The sequence below is a fragment of the Streptomyces sp. MP131-18 genome (assembly GCF_001984575.1).
Classification (GTDB): Bacteria; Actinomycetota; Actinomycetes; order Streptomycetales; family Streptomycetaceae; genus Streptomyces; species Streptomyces johnsoniae.
On record NZ_LZNS01000001.1, the window covers coordinates 7676237 to 7698049 of the forward strand.

The 21813-nt window shown below is 70.2% G+C and carries 17 protein-coding genes and 3 pseudogenes; 11 read left to right on the plus strand and 9 right to left on the minus strand.

Features of this window, described 5'->3' with window-relative positions:
* The first annotated feature begins 26 nt into the window (after window positions 1–26).
* The 6 genes and pseudogenes from STBA_RS34070 (at window position 27) to STBA_RS34095 (ending at window position 8218) form a co-directional block, all read left to right on the plus strand.
* Window positions 27–1511 (plus strand): discoidin domain-containing protein, encoded by a 1485-nt coding sequence (locus tag STBA_RS34070; RefSeq protein ID WP_107485163.1) that lies wholly within the window; start codon window positions 27–29, stop codon window positions 1509–1511.
* A gap of 54 nt (window positions 1512–1565) precedes the next feature.
* On the plus strand, window positions 1566–3287 hold the full coding sequence (locus tag STBA_RS34075) for a discoidin domain-containing protein (protein ID WP_107485298.1): 1722 nt from the start codon (window positions 1566–1568) through the stop codon (window positions 3285–3287).
* A 10-nt stretch (window positions 3288–3297) separates the two neighbouring features.
* Window positions 3298–3490, plus strand: a pseudogene (locus STBA_RS36115) (pyridoxamine 5'-phosphate oxidase family protein); the annotation flags it as partial.
* Window positions 3491–4293: 803 nt separating this feature from the next.
* On the plus strand, window positions 4294–5373 hold the full coding sequence (locus STBA_RS34085; protein WP_077062848.1) for a family 43 glycosylhydrolase: 1080 nt from the start codon (window positions 4294–4296) through the stop codon (window positions 5371–5373).
* A gap of 94 nt (window positions 5374–5467) precedes the next feature.
* Entirely contained in the window at window positions 5468–6808 is a 1341-nt protein-coding gene (locus STBA_RS34090) for a DUF6055 domain-containing protein (protein WP_077062849.1), read from the plus strand.
* A 228-nt stretch (window positions 6809–7036) separates the two neighbouring features.
* Window positions 7037–8218, plus strand: a complete 1182-nt coding sequence (locus STBA_RS34095) for a DUF1565 domain-containing protein (RefSeq protein WP_253195186.1) — start codon at window positions 7037–7039, stop codon at window positions 8216–8218.
* 124 nt (window positions 8219–8342) lie between these two features.
* Here the strand turns inward: STBA_RS34095 and STBA_RS34100 are convergent, their stop codons facing one another.
* Both STBA_RS34100 and STBA_RS34105 read right to left on the minus strand, forming a co-directional pair.
* A complete protein-coding gene (locus STBA_RS34100; protein WP_079252526.1) occupies window positions 8343–8738 on the minus strand; it encodes a DUF1801 domain-containing protein in 396 nt (131 codons plus the stop codon).
* Between the two features lie 183 nt (window positions 8739–8921).
* Window positions 8922–9365 carry a carboxymuconolactone decarboxylase family protein gene (locus STBA_RS34105; protein ID WP_216356056.1) on the minus strand — a complete coding sequence of 148 codons (444 nt, stop codon included), beginning with the start codon at window positions 9363–9365 and terminating at the stop codon, window positions 8922–8924.
* 200 nt (window positions 9366–9565) lie between these two features.
* Between STBA_RS34105 and STBA_RS34110 the strand changes: the two genes are divergently transcribed.
* On the plus strand, window positions 9566–12061 hold the full coding sequence (locus STBA_RS34110) for an XRE family transcriptional regulator (RefSeq protein WP_077062852.1): 2496 nt from the start codon (window positions 9566–9568) through the stop codon (window positions 12059–12061).
* Here the strand turns inward: STBA_RS34110 and STBA_RS34115 are convergent.
* Both STBA_RS34115 and STBA_RS34120 read right to left on the minus strand, forming a co-directional pair.
* Window positions 12045–12176 (minus strand): annotated as a pseudogene (locus tag STBA_RS34115) (Lrp/AsnC ligand binding domain-containing protein); the annotation flags it as partial. The gene STBA_RS34110 and the pseudogene STBA_RS34115 overlap by 17 nt on opposite strands.
* 164 nt (window positions 12177–12340) lie before the next feature.
* Window positions 12341–13102: a copper homeostasis protein CutC gene (locus STBA_RS34120; RefSeq protein WP_077062853.1), complete on the minus strand. Its 762-nt coding sequence runs from the start codon at window positions 13100–13102 to the stop codon at window positions 12341–12343.
* 819 nt (window positions 13103–13921) lie between these two features.
* Here STBA_RS34120 and STBA_RS34125 point away from each other — a divergent pair.
* Together STBA_RS34125 and STBA_RS36120 are read left to right on the plus strand one after the other, a co-directional pair.
* A complete protein-coding gene (locus STBA_RS34125; protein ID WP_077062854.1) occupies window positions 13922–15481 on the plus strand; it encodes a pectate lyase in 1560 nt (519 codons plus the stop codon).
* A gap of 230 nt (window positions 15482–15711) precedes the next feature.
* Window positions 15712–16038, plus strand: a complete 327-nt coding sequence (locus tag STBA_RS36120; RefSeq protein ID WP_253195189.1) for a DeoR family transcriptional regulator — start codon at window positions 15712–15714, stop codon at window positions 16036–16038.
* Window positions 16039–16094: 56 nt separating this feature from the next.
* On the opposite strand, the gene STBA_RS34135 is transcribed toward STBA_RS36120, so the two are convergent.
* Both STBA_RS34135 and STBA_RS34140 read right to left on the minus strand, forming a co-directional pair.
* Entirely contained in the window at window positions 16095–16970 is an 876-nt protein-coding gene (locus STBA_RS34135) for a hypothetical protein (protein ID WP_077062855.1), read from the minus strand.
* Between the two features lie 209 nt (window positions 16971–17179).
* Window positions 17180–18025: a siderophore-interacting protein gene (locus tag STBA_RS34140; RefSeq protein WP_077062856.1), complete on the minus strand. Its 846-nt coding sequence runs from the start codon at window positions 18023–18025 to the stop codon at window positions 17180–17182.
* Window positions 18026–18506: 481 nt separating this feature from the next.
* On the opposite strand from STBA_RS34140, the gene STBA_RS34145 reads away from it, so the two are divergent.
* The gene (locus STBA_RS34145) at window positions 18507–18869 is read left to right on the plus strand and encodes a hypothetical protein (protein ID WP_077062857.1); all 363 of its coding nucleotides are present in this window, start codon (window positions 18507–18509) and stop codon (window positions 18867–18869) included.
* Window positions 18870–18918: 49 nt separating this feature from the next.
* On the opposite strand, the gene STBA_RS36125 is transcribed toward STBA_RS34145, so the two are convergent.
* Both STBA_RS36125 and STBA_RS39175 read right to left on the minus strand, forming a co-directional pair.
* Window positions 18919–19688 (minus strand): IS5 family transposase gene (locus STBA_RS36125; RefSeq protein WP_107485164.1). Its coding sequence is split into 2 segments (ribosomal slippage): window positions 18919–19394 and window positions 19394–19688, totalling 771 coding nucleotides; the frame shifts between segments, so codons are not numbered across the junction.
* A gap of 72 nt (window positions 19689–19760) precedes the next feature.
* Window positions 19761–19898: pseudogene (locus STBA_RS39175) on the minus strand (type I restriction endonuclease subunit M); the annotation flags it as partial.
* A gap of 14 nt (window positions 19899–19912) precedes the next feature.
* Between STBA_RS39175 and STBA_RS34165 the strand changes: the two are divergent.
* Window positions 19913–20356 (plus strand): hypothetical protein, encoded by a 444-nt coding sequence (locus STBA_RS34165; RefSeq protein ID WP_077062859.1) that lies wholly within the window; start codon window positions 19913–19915, stop codon window positions 20354–20356.
* Between the two features lie 49 nt (window positions 20357–20405).
* Here the strand turns inward: STBA_RS34165 and manA are convergent, their stop codons facing one another.
* Entirely contained in the window at window positions 20406–21590 is a 1185-nt protein-coding gene (gene manA / locus STBA_RS34170; RefSeq protein ID WP_077062860.1) for a mannose-6-phosphate isomerase, class I, read from the minus strand.
* Window positions 21591–21813: the final 223 nt, after the last annotated feature.

Sequence of the window (21813 nt, forward strand, 5' to 3'; positions counted from 1 at the left end):
CAGAACTCGGAGAGGAAGGCCCCCCTGTGAGGCACATCCGCTCATCCCGACGCGCGCCCCGGAGCCGTGGGCGGCTGCGGGCGGCCGGCGCCGTCCTGGCCGCGGGCGCGGCGGTGCTGGTCGTGCCGGCGGCGGCGCAGGCCGCCGCAGTACAGATCACGCCCGACGGCAGCGCCGTCACCGCCAGCACCAGCGACGAGAACGTGCCGACGAACGCCGTGGACGACGACTACGACACCAGGTGGTCGGGCGAGGGCGACGGTGCCTGGCTGGAACTGGACCTCGGCTCGACCATGACCGTCAGCCACATCAAGCTCGCCGCGCACCAGGGCACGGCCCGTCAGAACGTCTTCGAGCTCCAGTACTGGGACGGTTCGCGCTGGGGCACCGTGTACGAGGGCGAGACCAGCGGGACGACGAACGGCCTGGAGTCGTTCGCCTTCGAGCCCGTGCAGACGTCCAAGGTCCGCTACCTCGGCCACGGCTACACCGGTGACGGCGAGGGCGACTGGAACAGCCTCACCGAGGTCGAGGTCTGGGGCACCCCGGGCGACGACGACGGCGAGACCCCGCCCGACCCGCCCGACCCGCCCGGACGCACTATCGAGGCCGGCACCGCCGAGGAGCTGGCCGACGCGCTCGCCGACGCCGAGCCCGGGGACAGCATCGAGCTGGAGCCCGGCGACTACACCGGCACCTTCGACGCCACCGCCTCCGGCACCGCCGAGCGGCCCATCACCCTGACCGGGCCGCGCGACGCGGTCCTGTCCAACGACGACGGTTACGGCCTCCACCTGGACGGCGCCGACCACTGGAACCTGACGGGCTTCGCGGTGGCCGACTCGGCCAAGGGCATCGTGCTGGACGAGTCCGACCACGTCACCATCGACGGGGTCGAGGTGTACGACATCGGGTCGGAGGCGGTGCGCTTCCGCGCCGCCAGCTCCGACAACGTCATCCGGAACTCTTTCATCCACGACACCGGCCTGGAGGAGCCGCAGTACGGCGAGGGCATCTACATCGGCTCCTTTGTGGACCACTGGGACGACTTCGGTGAGGACGGCGGCGAGGGTCCCGACCGCAGCGACGCGAACCAGGTCCTGAACAACACCATCGGCCCGGACGTCACGGCCGAGGCCGTGGACATCAAGGAGGGCACCACGGGGGGCGTCGTCAGCGGCAACACCTTCGACGGCGACGGCATTTCGGGCGAGAACTACGCCGACTCCTGGATGGACCTCAAGGGCAACGGGTACCTCATCGCGTCCAACACCGGTACCTACGGCGGCGACGGCGAACTTCTCGACGGCTACCAGACCCACGACCGCGTCGAGGGCTGGGGCTGCGGCAACACCTTCCGCGCCAACGACTCCGACCTCGGCGGCGCCGACGGCTACGCCATCAACGTGACCAACCAGAACGACTGCGACGACGCGCCGAACGTCGTCACCTCGGACAACACCGTCACCGATGCCGGCAGCGGCCTGACCAACATCGACGTCACCGATTGACGCCCGGGCGGGCCCTCCGAACCAATGGTTGAAAGAGGTCAACAAGTGATACGCATGCTGACAGCCTCGTTAGGCGTGGCGGCAGTGGTGGGAGCGGCGACCGTCGTGTCGGGCCCGCCGCCGGCCGAGGCCGCAACGCCGCTGCCGATCACCGCGGTGACGGCAAGCTCCGACGACGGCAATGTGCCGGCGAACGCCGTGGACGGGGATTTGTCCACGCGGTGGTCGGCCGAGGGGGACGGAGCCTGGATTCGTTTCGACCTCGGTACCGAGCAGACCGTCGGCTCGGTGTCGGTGGCCTGGCACCAGGGCGACACGCGGCGTTCGACCTTCGACGTGCAGGTCTCGCAGAGCGGGTCGAGCTGGGCGACGGTTCTTCCGCGAGCTGTGAGCAGCGGTACCGGCACCGGTCCGGAGGACTACGACATCACCGATACGTCGGCGCGATACGTGCGGATCGTCGGGTACGGCAACACCGACAACGAGTGGACCAGCATCACCGAAGCCTCGGTCCTCGGCGCGGACGGGGAGGACCCCGGCGGCGACCTTCCCTACGGCACCGACGGCAACGGCAACCCCAGGACGGACGACTGCACGGTCAGTACCGACTCCGACCCGCAGGAAGCCGTCGACGACGCCTCGGACGGGGATGTCGTCTGCGTCAAGCCGGGCGACTACTCCGACACGACGTTGACCGTCGACAAGGCGGTCACGGTTCGCGCCAACGGCGTCGTCCGCGTGAAGAACATCGACGTCAGCGGCAGCGACGCGACCATCGACGGCTTCACCGTGGTGGGCGACGAGCTGGACGACCCGTCAACCGGGATCAAGTTCACCGGCACCGGGCACACCATCATCAGGAACCTGGTCAACGGCAAGAACATTCACTACGCCATCGCGTGCGACTACGACGATTGCGCCAGCGACGTGCTGATCTCCCGCAACACCGTGACCGGGACCAATAATTTCGGCGTCTACCTCTGGGGCGGCTCCGACATCACCGTCGAGTGGAACAACATCTACGACCTGTGGACCGACGAGGGAAACGACGACGTCGACGGTATGCGCATCTGGGGCACCGGCCACCTGATCCGTAACAACTACATTCACGATCTGAACGCCAGCAAGAGCGAGGGCGAACCGCACGCCGACTGCATTCAGAACTACCAGAACAGCAGCAGGACGGTCGAATCCTACGACGTCACGGTGGAGAACAACTACTGCGTACGCGTCTCCGGCCAGTGCCTGATCATGCAGAACGGGAACCGTCCGACCGCCGACATCCGCGACTACACCTATCGCGGCAACGTGTGTGAGTCCTTCGGCAGCCAGAACATCGAACTGGGCAGCATCCCCGGTGCCATCATCGAGAACAACATCATGCGCGGAGGAGTGGACGGCCACGTGCTGACGTTCCACAGCACGGTTGACGATCTGGAGACGACGGACATCAGGGTGCGGAACAACGTCCTCGTCAGTGCGGGAGGTTCCACGTACGCCAGGGGCAGTGAAGACGCGATGACCGACGACACGGACAATGTGGAACTGCTCGATCCGTCGGCGTCCGACGACTGGCGGGACTTCGAGGGCAATCCGGACGCGCCGGTTCCCGCGATCAACCCCGACGACTTCACCCGGTTCCGGGATCTGGCTCAGCAGGCCGACATCGTCGACGAGGGCAGCACGCCCCACAGCGAGGACTTCACCCAGGACGTCGACGGCGCGACGCGTGTCCGGGGAGCGGCCATCGACATCGGCCCCTTCGAGTTCGCCTGACGTTCCGCCGACGCCGCACCTGCGTTCCACCATCAACACCGAGAGGACACTGACCGCAGCAACTCACCCAGGTCCTCACCGGCATGTGCACCCTCGCCCTGTCCACGGTGACCGCCAAGGGCGATCCGCCGTCAGCGCACATGCACGGTGAGGATCTCGGTGCGTTCACGCACGGCACGGTGGAGATTCTCAACCTTGAGGACGAAGCCGACATGTCCGAGCCCTTGGTATTCTGTCCGGGAGCACAACGCCACACAGCGCGGATAGTGCCGGACAGGTCGGAGGCGGGGGCCGTGACCGAAAAAGTGACCTTTCGAGGGTGTTACCAGAGCATCGTTCTGTCCCCGGCCGGGCTCGTCGTCGTGCGTTTCGGCAGGGAGTACGACAAGGACGGGCAGCTGATCCGCCGTCCCCACCTCGGCACCGACGAGTGGTCCTGGGACGAAATCGAGCGGCTCTTCTGGCACTCGGAGTTCTTCGGCAAAGAACTGTGGATCGTTCCGTTTCCCGAGCTGCGGGATGACAGCCCGACCCAGTCGCGCGGCCGCTTCGTCAGGGTGTGTTCGGCCGGCAACCTTTCCCGTCGGCAGTGGCGGAAGTTCGCCCGGACGGTCCCGGCGTTCACCGCAGGGCGTCTCACCTTCTCCCCGTCAGTACCGGCAGGCCACCGCCCCTTCTGGAAACTCCGCACCTAGGCTCCGTCGTGCGGATCGTCGGCCGTACGGCCTTCGCCGTCGGCGTCGTGGCCGAAGTGAGCGTCCGCCGGGCAACCTTCGGGCCCTCGGTGGCAACAGGGGTAGGAGAACCCGGCCCTCCACCGTCTCGACGGTAGTTCTCCCCGTCGGAGCCCGGCGCGAGGATGAGTCGTTCGACGGACGGGAACCGCTGGTGAGTCGACGCATGGTGGCAGCAGTGAGGCTCGGGCCGCCGAGGCGACCGCACCGCCGCCCCCGCTCCCGTCCGGACGCTCAGCTCCCCCACGCAAGCTGAGAATGGAGACAGTGCGATGACACGTCGCAGACCGTTCGTCCGCCCGGGCTCGGCGATAGTGGCCCTGGTCCTCGCCGCCGTCGGGCTCGTCGCCGCGGCCGGCCCGGCCGCCACCGAGCAGTCCGGGTACGCCGCGCGCACCGCCGGTCCGGAAGCGTCGGAGACCGCGCCGGAGGTCCCGGCCGACACCGGGCCGATGGCGAACCCCATCGCCACCGACATCTACACCGCCGACCCAGCCACGCTCGTCGTCGACGGCACCGCGTACATCTTCACCGGGCGCGACGAAGCGGCGCCCGGCCAGCAGCAGTTCGTCATGCACGAATGGCACGCGTTCTCCTCGCAATCCCCCTCGAACGACCCGGCCGCCTGGCAGCCGCACGGGGCCGTCCTCTCGCTCGACACCTTCGCCTGGGCCGGCGCGAACGCCTGGGCTTCCGAGGTGGTGCAGGGGCCCGACGGCCGGTTCTACTGGTTCGTCTCGGTCGACGGCCACACCGACGACGGGTGGATGAACATCGGAGTCGCGGTCGCCGACCACCCGCTCGGCCCGTACCGGGACGCCATCGGTGGCCCGCTGATCTCGGACGCCACCCCCAACTCCTCCGCGCTGAACATCGACCCGACGGTGTTCATCGACGGCGACGGCGAGATCTACTTGCACTGGGGCTCGTACTGGGAGCCCAGAGCGGTGCGCCTCCAGGACACCATGACCGCGCTGGACGGCGAGGTCTTCGAGCCGGCGGGCCTGACCGGCTTCTGGGAGGCGCCGTGGCTGTTCGAGCGCGACGGCGTCTACTACCTGGCCTATGCCTCCAACTCGGGCGCCGACTGCGTCACCGACTCGGCCTACGCCTGCATCCGGTATGCGACCGCCGACAGCCCGGCAGGCCCCTGGACGCACCGGGGCGTCGTCCTGGACCAGGTGAGCTCGACGACGAACCACCCGGCGATCATGGAGTTCGGCGACCAGTGGTACATGGTCTACCACACCGCCGACGCGCCCGGCGGCGGGAACTTCCGCCGTTCCGTCGCACTTGACGAGCTGCATTTCAACCCGGACGGCACCATGCAGAAGGTCGTCCAGACCCCCTGAGCCGATGGCAGCCCTGATCCTTTCGGCGCTGCCCCCCACCTCGCAACGGGAAAGGGATCGTTCCCCGATGTTACGGAAATCGAAAAGACCAGGCATGCGGCCTTCATGGCGGCGCGGCCTCGCGTTCGCCGCCGCGTTCGCCACGGCTCTCGTGCTCGCGGGCCCGGCGGGCTCGGCCGGCGCGGTACCGGACGCCCGAGTCCAGGCGGAGAAGCAGACGCGTGTCCCGCAGTTCATGATCGACGCCGGCGCCGAGACCGGGAACGTCGCCGAGTCGGAGCACTTCGCCGTCCGCTGGGGTGACGCGGTCGACGCCGTCGCGTGGGGACAGCAGAACCGCGGCCTCGACAACTACCCGCAGTGGGTCGCGGACCACATGGACGACATCTACGACTACTACGTGGACGAGGTCGGGTTCGTCGATCCTGCCGACCACGAGGCCGGGTCGCAGTACAGGATCAACATTCACCTGTGCGGGACTTGGTCGGGCGACTTCCTGCCCCCGGCCAACTGGGCCGGCCGGGACGACATCGGGCTGGGGCACATATGCCTGCCCTACGACAAGATCTGGGACGAATGGGTCGAGTCGCACGAGTTCGTCCACGTCCTCCAGAACTATGCGGTCGACATCAACATCGCAGACGGCCACGGAGGCGGATGGGGCGCAGGCAACCCGGTGGCCGGGCCCGTCTGGGAGGCCCATGCCAACTACATGGCCCGCCTGAAGCGTCCGGAAGTGGTCGTCGGGTCGGGCTACTTCGCCGACCGCCAGCATTACCGGTGGCTGTCCCAGGAGACCTACTACGGCGACTGGATGCTGTTCAACACCATCCGGGACATATACGGGCCGGAGGTGATCGACCGGTTCTGGTACGAGGCCGAGCAGGGCGAGCACCCGATCGACACCATTAAGCGAATTCTCGGTCTCGACCATCAGGAATTCGCCGAGCTGATGGCCGAATACACGTCCCGGCAGGTCGTCTACGACTTCGCCGACGGTGCCGAGATCCGTAGTGACCTGTGGCGCGGCGGGGAGAGCTATCGTCCCTTGCACACCGATTCCCTGCAAAACCTCGGCGGCGACCGGTACCGGATCGCCGACAGCGACGCCCCGCACCAGTACGGGCACAACATCATCCAGTTGAACCCGAGCGGCGGCCAGGTGTCCGTCCGGTTGCAAGGGCAGTCCGACCTCTCCGGCGCCGACTGGCGGTTCCGGCTGGCGGCGGTGTCGCCCGACTTCTCCGTCCGGTACAGCGACGCCTTCGCGCCCGGCCAGACGGCGGACTTCAGCCTGCAAAACGGCGAGACGCACCTCATGCTCGTCGTCGCGGCCACCCCCTCGCAGCACCGCAACTACCCGATGTGGGAGGTCGGGGTCGGGGACCCGTTCCCCTACGAGCTCTCGATCCAGGGCGCCTCTCCCGCACAGTGAACGGAACGGCACCGCGGAACGGAGGCGTGCGCCCCTGAGTCCGGGCGCGCGCCTCGGCCCGCCGCCCACCGGGCGGCGGGCCGGCACACCAGAGGAAGACAATTCAGCGCACCATGAGGACAATTCCGAGCCGAGCGCTACGCACATGCCCTTTCGGCGCATGCTCGTCATCACCCCAGGAGTCGCGAACTCATGAAGTCCCTCCGCATCCGTCGACCCCTCAGTGCTTTGACCGCATCCCTTGCCGTGGTGTTCGGCGCGCTGGTGGCGTCCCCCACCGGTACCGCGTCGGCCCAGGCGGCGGAGCTGTACGTGGCGCCGGGCGGCGACGACAGCAACCCGGGCAGCCTCGACGAGCCGCTCCAGACGATCCAGGCCGCGGTGGACCTTGCCGGGGCGGGTACCACGATCCACCTCCGCGAGGGCACGTACGCACCGGACACCAACATCCAACTCCTCCATAGCGGCACGGAGTCGCAGCCCATCACCCTGCGCAGCTACGCAGGTGAGCACGCCGTCCTCGACGGCGAGAACATGCCGTACACCCCGGGCGAGGTGGGCAGCACCATCCCGCGTCCGGACCGTGGCGCGATCCACCTCGAAGGCGACTACTGGCACATCATCGGCCTGGAGATCATCAACGGCCCGTACGGCATCTTCGGCATGGACACCAGTCACAACGTCTTCAAGGACCTCGTGACGCGGGACAACTACGAGACCGGCCTGCACCTCGTGGGCGACGTCGGTGTCGTCAGCGACAACCAGGTCATCAACCTGGACAGCTACGGCAACCGGGACCCGCGCAAGAACGGTGAGAGCGCCGACGGCCTGGCCATCAAGCAGGGCGAGGGGGAGGGCAACATCGTGCGGGGCGTGCGGCTGTGGAACAACGCCGACGACGGCTACGACGCGTTCGACTTCCGCGCCCCGATCCTCGTCGAGGACAGCATGGCCTGGGGCAACGGCTTCAACCGCTGGGACCTGCCCGGCTACCAGGGTGACGGCAACGGCTTCAAGCTCGGCGGCGGTGACCCCGACCCGGCGGTCGACCACATCACCCGCAACAGCATCGCCTTCGGCAACGCCGTCGACGGCTTCGACGACAACGGCAACCCAGGCGCGATGGAGATCGAAAACTGCACGGCCTGGGACAACCCCGGCAACGGCTTCGACTTCTCCGACGGCGAGAGCACCCTGACCGACAACCTTGCGGTCGACAACGGCAACGCCGTGGACCTCGGCAGCAACGGGGCCGGCGGCAGCGGCAACTCCTGGGACACCGGCGAGGAATGGGAGGTCGAGAGCACCGACCCCACCACGATCACCGGCCCCCGGAACCCCGACGGCTCGATCCCGTCATCCGACTTCCTCGTCCCCTCCAACGGTGCGGACGTCGGCGCACGCTTCTGACTCCGATCGTTCGCGCGTGCCCGGCGCCCGCCGTCGAAACGGGGCGCCGGGCGCCCGCCGGGCGCATTCGCACGCCGGTGGGCCATCGAACGCGCGCCGCACCTGGCGCACCGTCCCCCGGGCCTCAGCTCACCGCCTTCTTCACGAGCTCGCCGATCTTGGCCTCGTCGGCGGCGGTCAGCTCCTTCAAGGCGAAGGCGGTCGGCCACATGGTGCCTTCGTCGAGGTACGCCGCGTCGTTGAAGCCGAGCGTCGCGTACCTCGCCTTGAACTTCTGCGCGCTCTGGAAGAAGCAGACGACCTTGCCGTCCTTGGCGTACGCGGGCATCCCGTACCAGAGCTTCGGCGCGAGGTCGGGCGCGCTCGCCTTGATGACGGCGTGGAGCCGTTCGGCCATGTCCCGGTCCGACCCCTGCATCTCGGCGATCTTCGCGACCACGTCGGCCTCGTTCTGGGCCGCCTTGTCGGCACGCGAACCGCGGCGCGCCGACGCCTTCAGTTCCTGGGCGCGTTCCTTCATCGCGGCTCGCTCCACGTCCGAGAACCCTTCGGTCGTCTCGTCGGCCGCGGCGCTGCCCTTGGCGGGCTTCTCTGCGTCCTTCACAGCGGGCTTCCTTCCGGTATGCGGGATGATGAGTATATTTTCGTCATGCCTGAGGAGGAGCCGCAGCCGCGACCCCCTGCCGGCCGGGGCCGCCGGGCGTCATCCCCACGCGCCGGCGATCTGCCGGGTCGTGGCGTTGAGCCGGTTGAACAGGTTGGTGACGCCGATCATCAGAACGAGCGCGGCCAGCTGCTTCTCCTCGAAGTAGGTGGCGGCCGTGTCCCAGACCTCGTCGCTCACCGGGTCGGAACGGTCGGCCAGCCGCGTCGCGGCCTCGGCGAGCGCGAGGGCCGCCCGTTCCGCCGGGGTGAAGTACGGGGCCTCCCGCCAGGCGGCGACCGCGGCCAGCCGCTCGTCGCTCACTCCGGCCTTGCGGGCCGCCTTGGCGCCGCCGTCGACGCAGGCGCTGCAACCGTTGATCTGGCTGATCCGCAGATGCACCAGCTCCAGCGTCTGCCCGTCCACACCAGCGGAGCGCACGGCCTTGAGGATGTCCTGAATGGGCTGCATCGCGCCGGACAGCACGACGGCGGGGTTCTGCATGCGGGACTGCACTTCGGTCCGCACCTCTTCCGGATCGGTGCCCCGTTCCGCCGGGGCGTTGACCCCATAACAGCCGGGCGCGCCCGGCGCGGCCATGGCGATGGGACACCGTGGGACAGCAGGAACGCCCTTGACCAGCGGCGATGCGGCTCTGGACACTTCAGCCGGAGCGGGACGGCCCAGACGGAGGAACGGTGGACATGCACGAACGGACGGCGTTCGCCCAACCGCAGGACGAGCTGGCCGCCCGGCTCCGTGCGCTCCAGGACCTGTCCGGGCTCGGCGTGCGGGCCCTCGCGCGGGACACCGGCCTCAGCTCCTCGTCCCTGTCGCGCTACCTCAACGGGCAGACCGTGCCGCCCTGGCCCGCGGTGGTCGCGCTCTGCCGCCTGGTCAAGCGCGACCCCCGCCCGCTGCGCCCGCTGTGGGAACGCACCTCGAACCCCCTGCCGGCGCCGCCGAGGAGCAGCCGCCAGGTCCGGCCGCCGACCCGCAACGATCTGCCGCGCGACGTCCCGGACTTCACCGGGCGCGCGGAGCGGCTCGCCGCCGTGCTCGCCGCCGTGGACAGCCATCGGGTGGTCTCCGTCGACGGCATGGCGGGTGTCGGCAAGACCTGCCTTGCGGTCCACGCCGCCCACCGGCTCACCGCCGATTTCCCGGACGCCCAGCTCTACGTGGACCTGCACGGGTTCACCGAGGGCCGGCCCCCGCTCGACCCCGACTCCGCGCTGCGGACGCTGCTCGGCGCGCTCGACGTGCCCTCCGAGAAGGTTCCGCAGGAGGGCGTCGAGCAGCTGGCCGCCTGCTGGCGCTCGGAACTGGCCCGCCGGCGGGTCGTCGTGGTCCTCGACAACGCCGCCGACGCCGACCAGGTCCGCCCGCTGCTGCCCGGTGCCGGCCCCTCGGTCGCCCTGATCACCAGCCGCAACCGGCTCCTCGGCCTGGACGAGGTACCGCCCGTCTCGCTCGACGTGCTGACCCCCGAGGAGAGCGCACGGCTGCTGGCCCGTGCCAGCGGCGACCCCGGCGGCCCGGACGGCAGGCTGGCCCGCGAACCGGAGTCCGCGGCCGAGGTGCTGCGGCTGTGCGGCCACCTGCCGCTGGCCCTGCGCCTGGCCGCGGCGCGGCTGCGGCACCGGCCCGGCTGGACCGTGGGCATCCTCGTCGAACGGATGGCGCAGGGCGCGAGCGAGTTCGACACCGCGTTCGCCATGTCGGTTCGGCAGCTGAACCGCGCCCAGGCCCGCCTGTTCCGCATGCTGGGCGTGCTGCCCGGAGCTTCCTTCGACGAGTACCTGGCCGCGGCGCTGGCGGACGTGCCGCTGCACAGCGCCCGGACGATGCTGGAGGACCTGCTCGACGCGCACCTCGTTCAGCAGCCGACGGCGGGCCGCTACCGGCTGCACGACCTGGTGCACCAGCACGCCCGCCGGGCCGCGGCGGAACAGGACCCGGCGGCCGAGCGGGAACGGGCGCTGGGCCGCGTGCTCGACTACTACGTGCACGCGGCGGCTGCCGCCGACGCCGCGATGCCGCTCCTGTCGCCCGGCCGGCCGCCCTCAGCGGGCCGGCCCCCGGCCGAGCTGCCGCGGTTCCCGGACAAGAACGCGGCCTTCACCTGGCTCACCACCGAGTACGGAAACCTGCTGGCCGCCTTCGAGACGGCGGCCGCAGCGGGGGCCGACCGGCACGTGTGCGAGCTGCCGCGCTTCCTGCGGGCCTACTTCGCGCGGCGCTGCGGCACGACACACCTCAACGTCCTCTTCGAGCGGTCGCTTGCCGCCGCCGAACGCCTGGGCGATCCGCTGCGGCTGGCCGAGGCGCACAGCGATCTCGGCTTCGCGCGCTACAACGCGGGCAGGATGGCGGAGGCCGCCGCCGCGTACGAGGCGGCCGCAGCCCGGTTGTCCCAGGCGGGGGACGCACCGGCGGAAGCCGAGCTGGCGATGCGCCGCGGCTATCTGAGCTGGGACGCGGGGCACGTCGAGGAGCCGCTGGCACTCTTCCGGCTGGCGGGGAGGCTGTACGAGAAGGCCGCCTGCCCCACGGGCGCGGCCCACGCGGCCGCGTCGGAGGGCTGGGCGCTGCTCCAGCTGGGGCACCGCGAGGAGGCGGCACAGCGGGCCAGGGAAGTGCTGGGCATCCCGCACACCGACCCCGCAGGGCCCCCCGCGCTGACGGCCAGAATCACCCTCGGCGTGGCCATCGCCCACGAGGAGCCCGACCGGGCGGCGGAGCACCTGCATCAGGCGCTGTCGCTGGCCCGCGACGACAGGCACCTTCACAACCAGGCGTGGTGCCTCAACTGCCAGGGCGTCGCACTGCGGCAGATGGGCCGCTACCAGGAGGCACTGGCCAGCCACCGGGAGGCGTTCGCGCTGCTCGACGAACTGTTCGAGGAGCACTGGAAGATCCATTTCCTCAACGGCTACGGCGAGACCTGCCGACTCGCGGGCCTCCCCGATGAGGCGCTGCGGCTGCACCGGCAGGCGCTGGAGCTGGCCCCGGGGCTGGGCAACCGGTACGAGGAAGCGCTGGCCCACGAAGGCATCGCGATCGTGCTCGACGAGACGGCCCCGGCCGAGGCCGCCGAGCACCGCGCGGCAGGACGAGCCGTCCTGGAGCAGGAGACGCTGACCTGGGAAGCAAAACGCTCCGCCGCTGCTCGATGTGGTCCTAGTCGGTGGTCTTGATTTCCTTCATGGTCAGGTGGGATTCGATACGCCGGACGGCAGGCAGGCCGCTGAGTCTGCCGGTGAGGAAGGCTTCGCAGGCGGTGTGGTCGGCGACGGCCACGCGGATGAAGTAGTCGGGGCACCCGTATCGGACTTGTCACCTCCGCTGCCCCGCATGGCGCCGCAACGCGCTGCTGAGCATCCTCGGCGGCACAGCCGCCCACGTAGCCCTGGTCAGCACCGCCTTCGCCCGCTGAGCAGCGACCGGTCCGGGACATAGGGGCCCGAGGGGCGGGCTCAGGTGGGGTCCTCGGGGGCGTGTGCCGCGGCCATGATGCCCCTCACTTCGGCGGGGCTGGTGAGCCGGCGTGTGTACTCGCTCCTGGTCAGCGTCCCGCCCATGAGGGCACGGGAGTTGCGGTGGGTCGCAGGGCTGTCGACCGTCATGCCGGCGCTGAAGTGGACCTCCCTCGCGCCGGTCAGGCGCAGGACGCGTGCCACGTTGCGTTCGGTCACGCCGCCGCCGGGCATCACGATGACGCGGTCCCGGGCCGCCTGGACCAGGCGGGCGAGCAGCGGCGCCCCTTCGAGTGCTGAGATGTCCTGGCCGGAGGTGAGGACACGCTCCGCGCCGAGCTCGACCAGTCTCTCCAGGGCCTCGAAGGGGGCCTTCACCATGTCGAAGGCCCGGTGGAAGGTGATCGGGCGGTCGGCGGCCGCAGCGATCAAACGCCGGCACACCGCCATGTCGACATCCGCCGCTGGTGTGAGGGCACCGAGGACGATCCCGTGGGCGCCGAGGCCGACCGCCGTCTCGATGTCGCGGACCATGGCGCTCACCTCGTAGCGGTCGTAGATGAAGTCCCCGCCGCGCGGGCGGATCAGGACGTTCACCTCGATGTCCGGCGCCGCTTCCAGGACTGTCTCCAGCAGTCCCGCACTGGGCGTGACGCCCCCCTCGAACAGCGCGCTGCACAGCTCCACCCGGTGCGCGCCGGCGTTCTGAGCGGTCAGTGCGCCGACGGCGGAGTCGACGCAGACCTCGAAGCGCAGGCTCATCGGCGCTCCGCCCGGCCGCGCCGCGGGCCGCGGGTGAGAGTGAGGGGGAGGGTGATCGTGGATTCGCGGCTCATCGTGCGATCCCAACTTCCTGCTCGGCGAAGCCTGCTGCGAGGCCGGTGATCAGGATAGGGCGCGGGCGGACCGGGGGCCGTCGTCCACGCACCTGCGTCAACGGTACGGTTTGCGCCGGTCGCCGTTGCGCCCCGTGAACGTGCCGGCCGGGCCCGGAGCTTGCCGTCCTTCTCCGCACCGGACGAGCCCGCAGGACGCGTGGAGAGGAGATTCCGACACCGCGGTATTGTCCTCGCGGTGCGCGGAATCGTGCTGAATTTCGCCCCTACGCTTGTCACGCCGTTCAAGTGGCCCGATGGGACCGGGCAAGCGCTTACGCGGCCGGGGTTTCACACACGGGAGCCGCCCCGCCCACGCCGTTCACCATCCTCACGCCTTCCTGTTCATGACTCCGCGTCGCCTCCGCCGGGCAGCGCATGCCCGCGTGTCCGGCCAGGTGCGCGGGGGCCGAGGGAGCAGGGGCGGAGGCGTCCGGCCCGGCCGGCCTTCGCACCGGAGAGGTGAGTCCATGTCACGCATCCGCTGGTACCGGGGAACGCGGCCCCGGTCCGCCGTGCCGGCCGGCCGGGTGCTGGAGCCGCGCCACACCGAGTGCGTCGCCGCTCCGGGCCGCAGCCGGACCGACCCGGCCCGTTTCGGGACACATGCCGCGTCCCGGTGGGCCGGCGGTTTCGACGGCCGGCCGGGACAACCACGGCATGCAGCAGCAACCCCCCGTACCTGAAGATGAAAGGCGAGCCAAGGATGAGACGATCATTCGCGCTGCGATTCCACGCGGTGCTGGCCTTGTTGGCCATGATGGTCGCGACCGGTGTGGTTCTGTCGATGCCCGAGGCATCGGCAGCGACGGGCAGTGCCACCGGCTATGCGACGCAGAACGGCGGGACCACCGGCGGTGCGGGCGGGCAGACCGTCCGGGCCACCACGGGGACCGCGATCCATGAGGCCCTGTGCGGCCGGGCCAGCGAGAGCACCCCGATCATCATCGAGGTCGAGGGGACCATCAACCACGGCAACACCAGCAAGGTGTCGGGCGACAGTTGCAACACCGCGGATGACGTGATCGAGCTCAAGCAGATCAGCAACGTCACGATCGTCGGGGTCGGCAGCGGCGCCGTCTTCGACCAGATCGGCATTCACATCCGCGAGGCCAGCAACATCATCATCCAGAACGTGACGGTCCGGAACGTCAAGAAGTCGGGCTCACCCACGTCCAACGGCGGCGACGCCATCGGCATGGAGAGCGACGTCCGCAACGTCTGGGCCGACCACCTCACCCTGGAGGCGTCGGGCGGGGAGGACGAGGGCTTCGACGGCCTCTTCGACATGAAGAACAACACCCAGTACGTGACCCTGTCGTACAGCATTCTGCGCAACTCCGGCCGCGGCGGGCTCGTCGGGTCCAGTGAGAGCGACCGCTCGAACGGGTTCGTCACGTACCACCACAACCTGTACGAGAACATCGACTCCCGCACGCCCCTGCTGCGTGGCGGTATAGGCCACGTCTACAACAACCACTTCACGAGCATCCACGAGTCCGGGATCAACTCCCGCGCCGGGGCCCGGGCCAGGGTGGACAACAACTACTTCGAGGACTCCAAGGACGTCCTGGGCACCTTCTACACCGACGAGGCCGGCTACTGGCAGGTCAACGGCAACATCTTCGACAACGTCACCTGGTCGAGCCCGGGTGACGAAACCAACCCCGCCGGCCCCGACCCGGAGTCCAACACCACCGTCGACATTCCCTACTCGTACAGCCTCGACGACGCCAGCTGCGTGCCGAGCGTCGTGAGCGAGACGGCAGGCGCCAACAACGGCATGCGGGAGTCGGACGGCAACTGCTCGCCCCAGAACCCGGACCCGAACGACCCGGACCCGAACGACCCGGACCCGAACGACCCGGACCCGAACGACCCGGACCCGAACGACCCCGTCGGGACGAACCTCAGCCTCGGGGCCGGTTCCGATGGCAGCAGCAAGGCCGGCGGGACGAGCTACGGCAACGTGCGGGACGGTGACATGAGCACCTACTGGTCGCCCAGCGGCTCGACCGGTTCGATCTCGATCAAGTGGGACTCCGCCACCACGGTGTCCAGGGTCAACATCCGGGAGGCATCGGGCTCCGAGGGGAACATCGGCTCCTGGCGGCTGGTCGACGCCGACACCCGCGCCGTCCTGACCTCCGGCAGCGGAGCGGGCGTCATCACCTTCCCCTCGACCTCGCTGCGCAAGATCACCCTTGAGATCACCAGCTCGACCGGCACGCCGAGAATCGCCGAGTACGAGACCTACGCCGGATAGGAACGCGGCCCCGCTGCCCGTACGGGACCGCGGGCAGGGGGTCGCGCCCGACACCGGTGCCCGCGGCTGATCGCCGGGTCCGGGGGCCCTCGCACGGCCCCCGGACGCACCTTCCGTTCCGATTCTTGCCGTGAGTGAACAAAGAGATAAGCCCAGTCCGGTGGGGTGGGCTCATGGCGTACGGTCCGTCACATACGGCAAGGAGTAATCGGACTACGAGAGAGTGCACGGTGGTCGATACTGAGGGCGTACCTGCCGAAGAGCGCCGTCAGCGCATCGCGGCCGCGGTCGAGGACCGCGGCTTCGTTCATGTCGGGAACCTGGCCGAGGCGTTCGGCATCTCCCGCGTCACCGTGCGCGCCGATCTGGACAGCCTGGAGAAACGGGGGCGTCTGCGGCGGGTGCGGGGCGGGGCGCTGGCGGCGCACCGGGCCGGTGGCATGCCCGACGGCGGCCGGATCGTCGCGGGGCCCGTCACCGTGGAGATCGACGCGCCACTGTCGCGGCTGCCCTGGTTCCGGCGCCTCGGTGCCGCGGCGCCCGCGAGCGACGGCTGAGCCGGGGCGGCCGCGCCTTTGACGCCCGGGCCGGCCGTTCCCCGGAACGCGCGGTGTCAGCTCCGCGTGAAGCGGTACGTCATGCTGTCCGTCAGGACGCAGAAGCCCGGTGACATGACGATCACGCGCAGCGTGCCGGTGCGGCGGTCGTAGTCGACGCCCTGCGCCTCGAACGTGCCGGAGCAGCCGCTGCGAAGCGGGAGTTGACCCAGCGCCGTGACGTGCCCGGACACGTCCGCCGTGCCGTTCGGCTCGCCGGAGAGGTCGATCTGGAGCAGCGGCTTGGTGATGCCGAAGAGGCTGCCCTCCGGGTCGTCGGAGGAGCACAGCAGCGTGGTCGGACCGGAGAAGTCGCAGCCCTGGACGTCGCGTACGGCGTGGTCGAGGTGGACGGTGGAGACCTGCGGGAGGTCGGCCGAAGGTGACGTGCTCGAGTTGACGCCCGGGGTCGGGAAGACCAGCAGCCGGTTCATCGTGCCGTACTCGCCCGCCAGCATCCACTGGCCGTCGGGGGAGATGGCGACCCAGGAGTTGTTCAGCGCCTCGCCGGGGCCGAGTGGGTGGACGTACTCCGACCAGTCGCCGTCCGGCGCCTGCACCCGGAACATCTTGGTGGTGCCCGAGTCGCTCTGGTACGGCTCGATGTAGTAGCCGTCGTAGGAGGCATCGGGGTCGCCGACGTGGGTCCAGCCGCGCACGCGGACGTCGGCGGGGATGGTGCCGATGCCGGTGTAGCGGTTGGGGCTGTTCGCCGGGACCTCGATCGAGGCCAGGCCCTGGCTCTCGGTCAGCGGATCGGCGCGGTCGGAGCCGGCCTCGGTCCAGGTGTCCGCCGCCGCGGCGGGCGAGGCCGTGGACAGGAAGGCGGCGGCGACGAGGGCGAGGAGGCCGGTCATGGCCACGGGACGGCGTTGCCGGGTGCGCAAGGACATGGGGGATCTGCTCCTCGGTGGGGGAGGGAACGCACTCGGCGGACAGTGTGGCGGAGGCAGGAGGTCATGTACAGACCAATGTTGGAACGGCGGTGGTCGCCCGGGTGACCGTTCGGCGGACTCAGCCAGGTCCGGAGCGGGCGGGAGCGCGGTGCCGGCCGGGGCCGACACCGCGCCGGGCGGCCAGGGGCGGTGGTTCCCCGGGCCGGTCAGACGGCCGGGGCCTCCTGCTCGGCCTCCACTGCGGCGTTCCATTCGGGCTTGGACGCCTGCCAGCCGTCCTCGTTGTGCCCCAGGCGCCAGTAGCCGGAGATCGACAGCCGCTCCCTCGGCACCGCCCGGTCCAGCCGGAGGTGGCGGCGCAGCTCCTTGACCATCCCGGCCTCGCCGTGCGCGAAGACCTGCACGTCGGGGGCGGGGAAGTCGAGGTCGCGCACCACGTCCAGGACGGCCTTGCCCACCGGGCGGTCGCCGCGGTGCAGCCAGGTGATGCCGACGCCGTCGGGGGAGTTGATCTTCTGCTCCTCCTGCGGCCCGGCGATCTCGACGAAAGCCCGCACCTCGGCGCCGGCGGGCATCCGCTCCACCGCCGCCGCGATCGCGGGCAGCGCGCTCTCGTCCCCGGCCAGAAGGTGCCAGTCGGCGGCCGGGTCCGGCGCGTAGGCCCCGCCGGGCCCGGCGAACCGGATCACATCGCCGCGCTCGGCGGCGGCGGCCCAGGGGCCGGCCAGCCCACGGTCGCCGTGCACCACGAAGTCGATGATCAGCTCCCGCGCCCGCGGGTCCCACTCCCGCACCGAGTAGGTGCGCGTGGCGGGCCACTGCTCGCGGGGGAGCTCGGCGCGGATACGCGCGAGATCGAACGGCTCCGGGTAGTCCACGCCCGGCGCGGGGAACAGCAGCTTCACGTAGTGATCCGTGTACTCCCCGGCGGAGAACGCGGCCAGCCCCTCGCCGCCGAGCGCCACCCGGTGCATCCCCGGCGTCAGCCGCTCGGTCCAGGTGACCTCTCCGGTGTGAACCTGGGGTGTCTTGCGGGCCGGTCGCTCAGCCATGGTGCTGCTCCCTGCTTCGGGGTTAGGTATACCTAAGTTAACAGCCGCGGGGTGCCGCCGTCGGGTGCGGCCCGGGCGCCGTGTGGCCGGCAACGTGCGGGACGGCTGGTGATGCCGTGGTTGATTTCCTCAAGTGCGCCCAACACAATGAGCGGGTCCGCCTGTGCGTGATGAGGCAACAGGCGGCGCGGTCGATCACGCGCCTCGACCGGATCGGACCGGACCGGATCGGACCAGCCACGGCGTTCGGCCCGGTCGGCATCACCTCCGGCAACCGCTGCCGCGCGCCGGACTCGCTGCCGTCCCGCACCCACCGGCGGCGCGTCGTGCCGGCGACCCGACCCCGAGGAAAGTGCGCCCACTTGGTGCCCCGCCCGCTCCCGGCGGTGGCGACAGCTCGACCAGGCCCACAGCGCGTCGGGCACGATCCACAGCGGACACGATCAGCAGCCCCGGCTCACCCCGGGCGTGAGGAGCTCCCATGCGACAGGACACTGATTCACTGACGGACGCTCTTCTGTACGCCGGCGGCATGTCCGACCGTCTCCCGGAGCTGCGGGGCGACCAGGCGGACAGGCTGCTGGAAGCGCTGACCGTGCACAAGGTGCTGGGACGCTTTCTCGAACGCCTGTCGTCCGGACGCAATGCGCTCCCTTTCTGGCTCAGGGAGAAGGCCGAGGCGCTCTACGACGCGCAGATGGCGGTCGTGGCGCAGCGCGACGCCGACGTGGCCTGGCTGACGGAAAGGTCACCTCCCATCCGTCCTGGGACGGGCAGCCGCTCATACGCCTCAAGGGAAACTCGGCCGCCGCCTTCCTGGAAGGTAAATGGCAACGCCGGCTGACCAAGGACATTGACCTCCTGACCGGTCGGCCCGAGACTCAGAGGGCGTCTCACGTGGCGAATTTCGCGAGCTCCTTGTAGCAGGTGAGGGCAGCGGCGAGGCCGAGGAAGGCGAGGAAGTGCGAGCCCTTTCGTTCATACCGGATGGTCAGGCGGCGGTAGCCGAAGAGCCAAGCGATCGACCGCTCGATCTTCCAGCGGTGCCGACCAAGGCGTTCGCCGGACTCGATGCCTGGCCGCGCGATGCGCGCGACGAGCCCACGCTCGCGTAGCCAGCTGAGGTGTTCGGTGGAGAAGTACGCCTTGTCCGCACGGAGTTTGATGGGCCGGCGCTGCCGTGGTCCCCGGCGGGACCGGACGGCGGGGATGCCGAGGATGAGCGGCTTGAGGGCGAGACTGTCGTGCATGTTCGCACCTGACACGGTGACGGCGAGCGGGATGCCCTGGGCATCGGACAGCACGTGCTGCTTGCTGCCCTTCTTGCCGCGATCGACCGGGTTCGGCCCCGTCAGCGATCCCCCCTTTTGGCGCGAACGGAGGCCGCGTCGCCGATCGCCGAGGTCCAGTCCACCTCGCCCCGGACCCCGAGTTCGTCCAGCACCGCCCGATGCAGCCGACGCCACAGGCCGACCTCGGTCCATGCCGTGAAGCGGCGATGTGCGGTGGCGGAGGACGTGCCGAACGTCGGCGGCAGATGCCGCCAGGCACAGCCGCTGGTCAGCACGTACACCACTGCGGTGAACACGGCCCGCTCGTCACGCGGAGCGGTCCCGCCACCTTGCGGCCGAGCCGCGAACGGTGGCAGTAAGGGGGCGACCAGCTCCCAGAGTTCAGATCAGCACTCACGTCCGGCATCATGCCGCTCGAACATCAAGACACGTGGGACGGCCTTCTATGCCTTGACTGATGCGGCCGATCTGGCGGCCTGCTCGATCTTCGCGCAGTAGGCGGTGCGGGCGTCCTCATCGATCTGCATCTCGTGTTCGGGGCGCATCCCGGTTCGGCCGTCGACGCCTTCGCGCAGGATGTCACGACCCCGACGGCATGCTCCGCATCCGGCTCCACCGCTTCGACCAGGGCACGCACTTCCCGCACAGCCACCGCTGGCCCTTCCACACCCGGATACTGAAGGGCCGCTACGTGCACCGCCTGTACGGCCCCGAGACGTACGTACGCGCCCAGCTCGAAAGCGAACACCGCAAGCCGCTGGTGCCCAGCACCATCAGGACCGAGGACGAGGGCTCCTCCTACGCCATCGACCAGCACATGGTGCACTCGGTGACCTCGGCCACGGACACCTTCTCGCTGGTCATCCAGGGGCCCCGGCTGAAGGACCAGTCGCTGCGCACCGCGCAGGACGGGTCGATCATCTGGAAGGGCGGACGCGCCACGGAGGGCAAGGCGGCCGTCGAGCAGGTCGAGATGTCCAGGGACCGCCTGCTCCAGGTGCGCGAACTCGCCCTCCGTTCCGGCCTCATCGACCGCTGAGGGGCGGCCGGAGGCGCATGCCGTCGCCGGCTCGCGCCCCCGGCCCGGCTCAGCCCACCGCCGCGATGAAGACGCTCGCCCTGCCGTCGGCCACCACGGCGCCGTCCGCGGCGGACAGAAAGCACGACTCGCCGCGCGAGAGCTTCAGCTCGGAGCCACCGGCGTCCCGCAGCGTCGCGCTGCCCTCGACGCACAGCGCGATCCGCGGCCCCGCGGCCGGCACCTCGACCGGTTCGCCGTTCAGGGTGCACCGGTACAGCCGGAACTCCGGCGCGGTGGAGTCGTAGGTGCTCACGGCGGGGGCCGCCGGCAGTGCGCGCGGCGCCAGCACGGGCACCTCGACGGCCGGATCGACGATGCGGAGCAGCTCTGGGATATCGATGTGCTTCGGCGTCAGTCCGGCCCGCAGCACATTGTCCGAGTTGGCGAGCAACTCGACGCCGACGCCCGTGATGTAGGCGTGCAAACCGCCGGCCGGCATGAACAGCGCCGTCCCCGGCTCCAGCACCATGTGCTGGAACAGCAACGAGGCCAGCAGCCCGATGTCCCCCGGGTGATCGGCCGCCATCCGCACCACCGCGTCGTACGCCGCCGCATGGGTGCCGCCCCGCGCGGCGGCGCGCCCGCTCGCCGCCACCACGGCGTCCAGCAGCCGGGACCGCTCCGGCCCGGGCCAGGTCAGCACCAGCCGCAGCGCTTCGGTGAGCCGCTCGGGCCCGCCGTCGGCGCGCAGCGCCGCGCTCACCGGCCCCAGTTCGGCCAGGCCGAGCGCGTCCAGGACGTCGGCCGCCTCGGCCGCCCCGCGGAACCCGGCCAGCACCTCGAACGGCGTCAGCGCGCACAGCAGCTCCGGCTTGGGCCAGTCGTCCACATAGGTCGGCGGGCCCGGCCGGCCCTGCTCGGCGGCGAACCCGGCCCGGGCCTGCGCCCGGTCGGGATGGACCTGGATGGACAGCGCCTTCTCCGCGGCCAGGATTTTCAGGAGGAACGGCAGCCGTCCCCCGAAACGCTCCCGGCACTCGCCCCCCAGCTCGCGGGCGGGGTCGGCGGCCACCACGGCGTCGAGCGTCTTTTCGTCGCCGTCCCGGACGACACCGGAGGGGGCTTTCGGGTGCGCCCCCATCCACATCTCCGCCTCCGGCCCCGCGGACGGCACCGGGCGCCCCTGGAAGTCGGCGAGGACTTGCCTGGAGCCCCACGCATAGGGCTGGATGACTGGCCTGAGGAAATCCATCGCATCAACGTACCGTTCCCGGCGCGCGGCAGGTGCCGGGTGCTGGGCTGTCACGCAGTCATATTCCGTTCAGGCGTTGCCATTTGTATTGACACCCTCCTCGCCTCCTCCTATTCTCTGTTCGATTTCGTGAACGACGTTCGATATGTCGTACAGCTGGGCACGGAAAGACCCCCACCGCCGGCCCGCGCGGAAATGTTCTGCCCACGAGCACTTTTCCGAT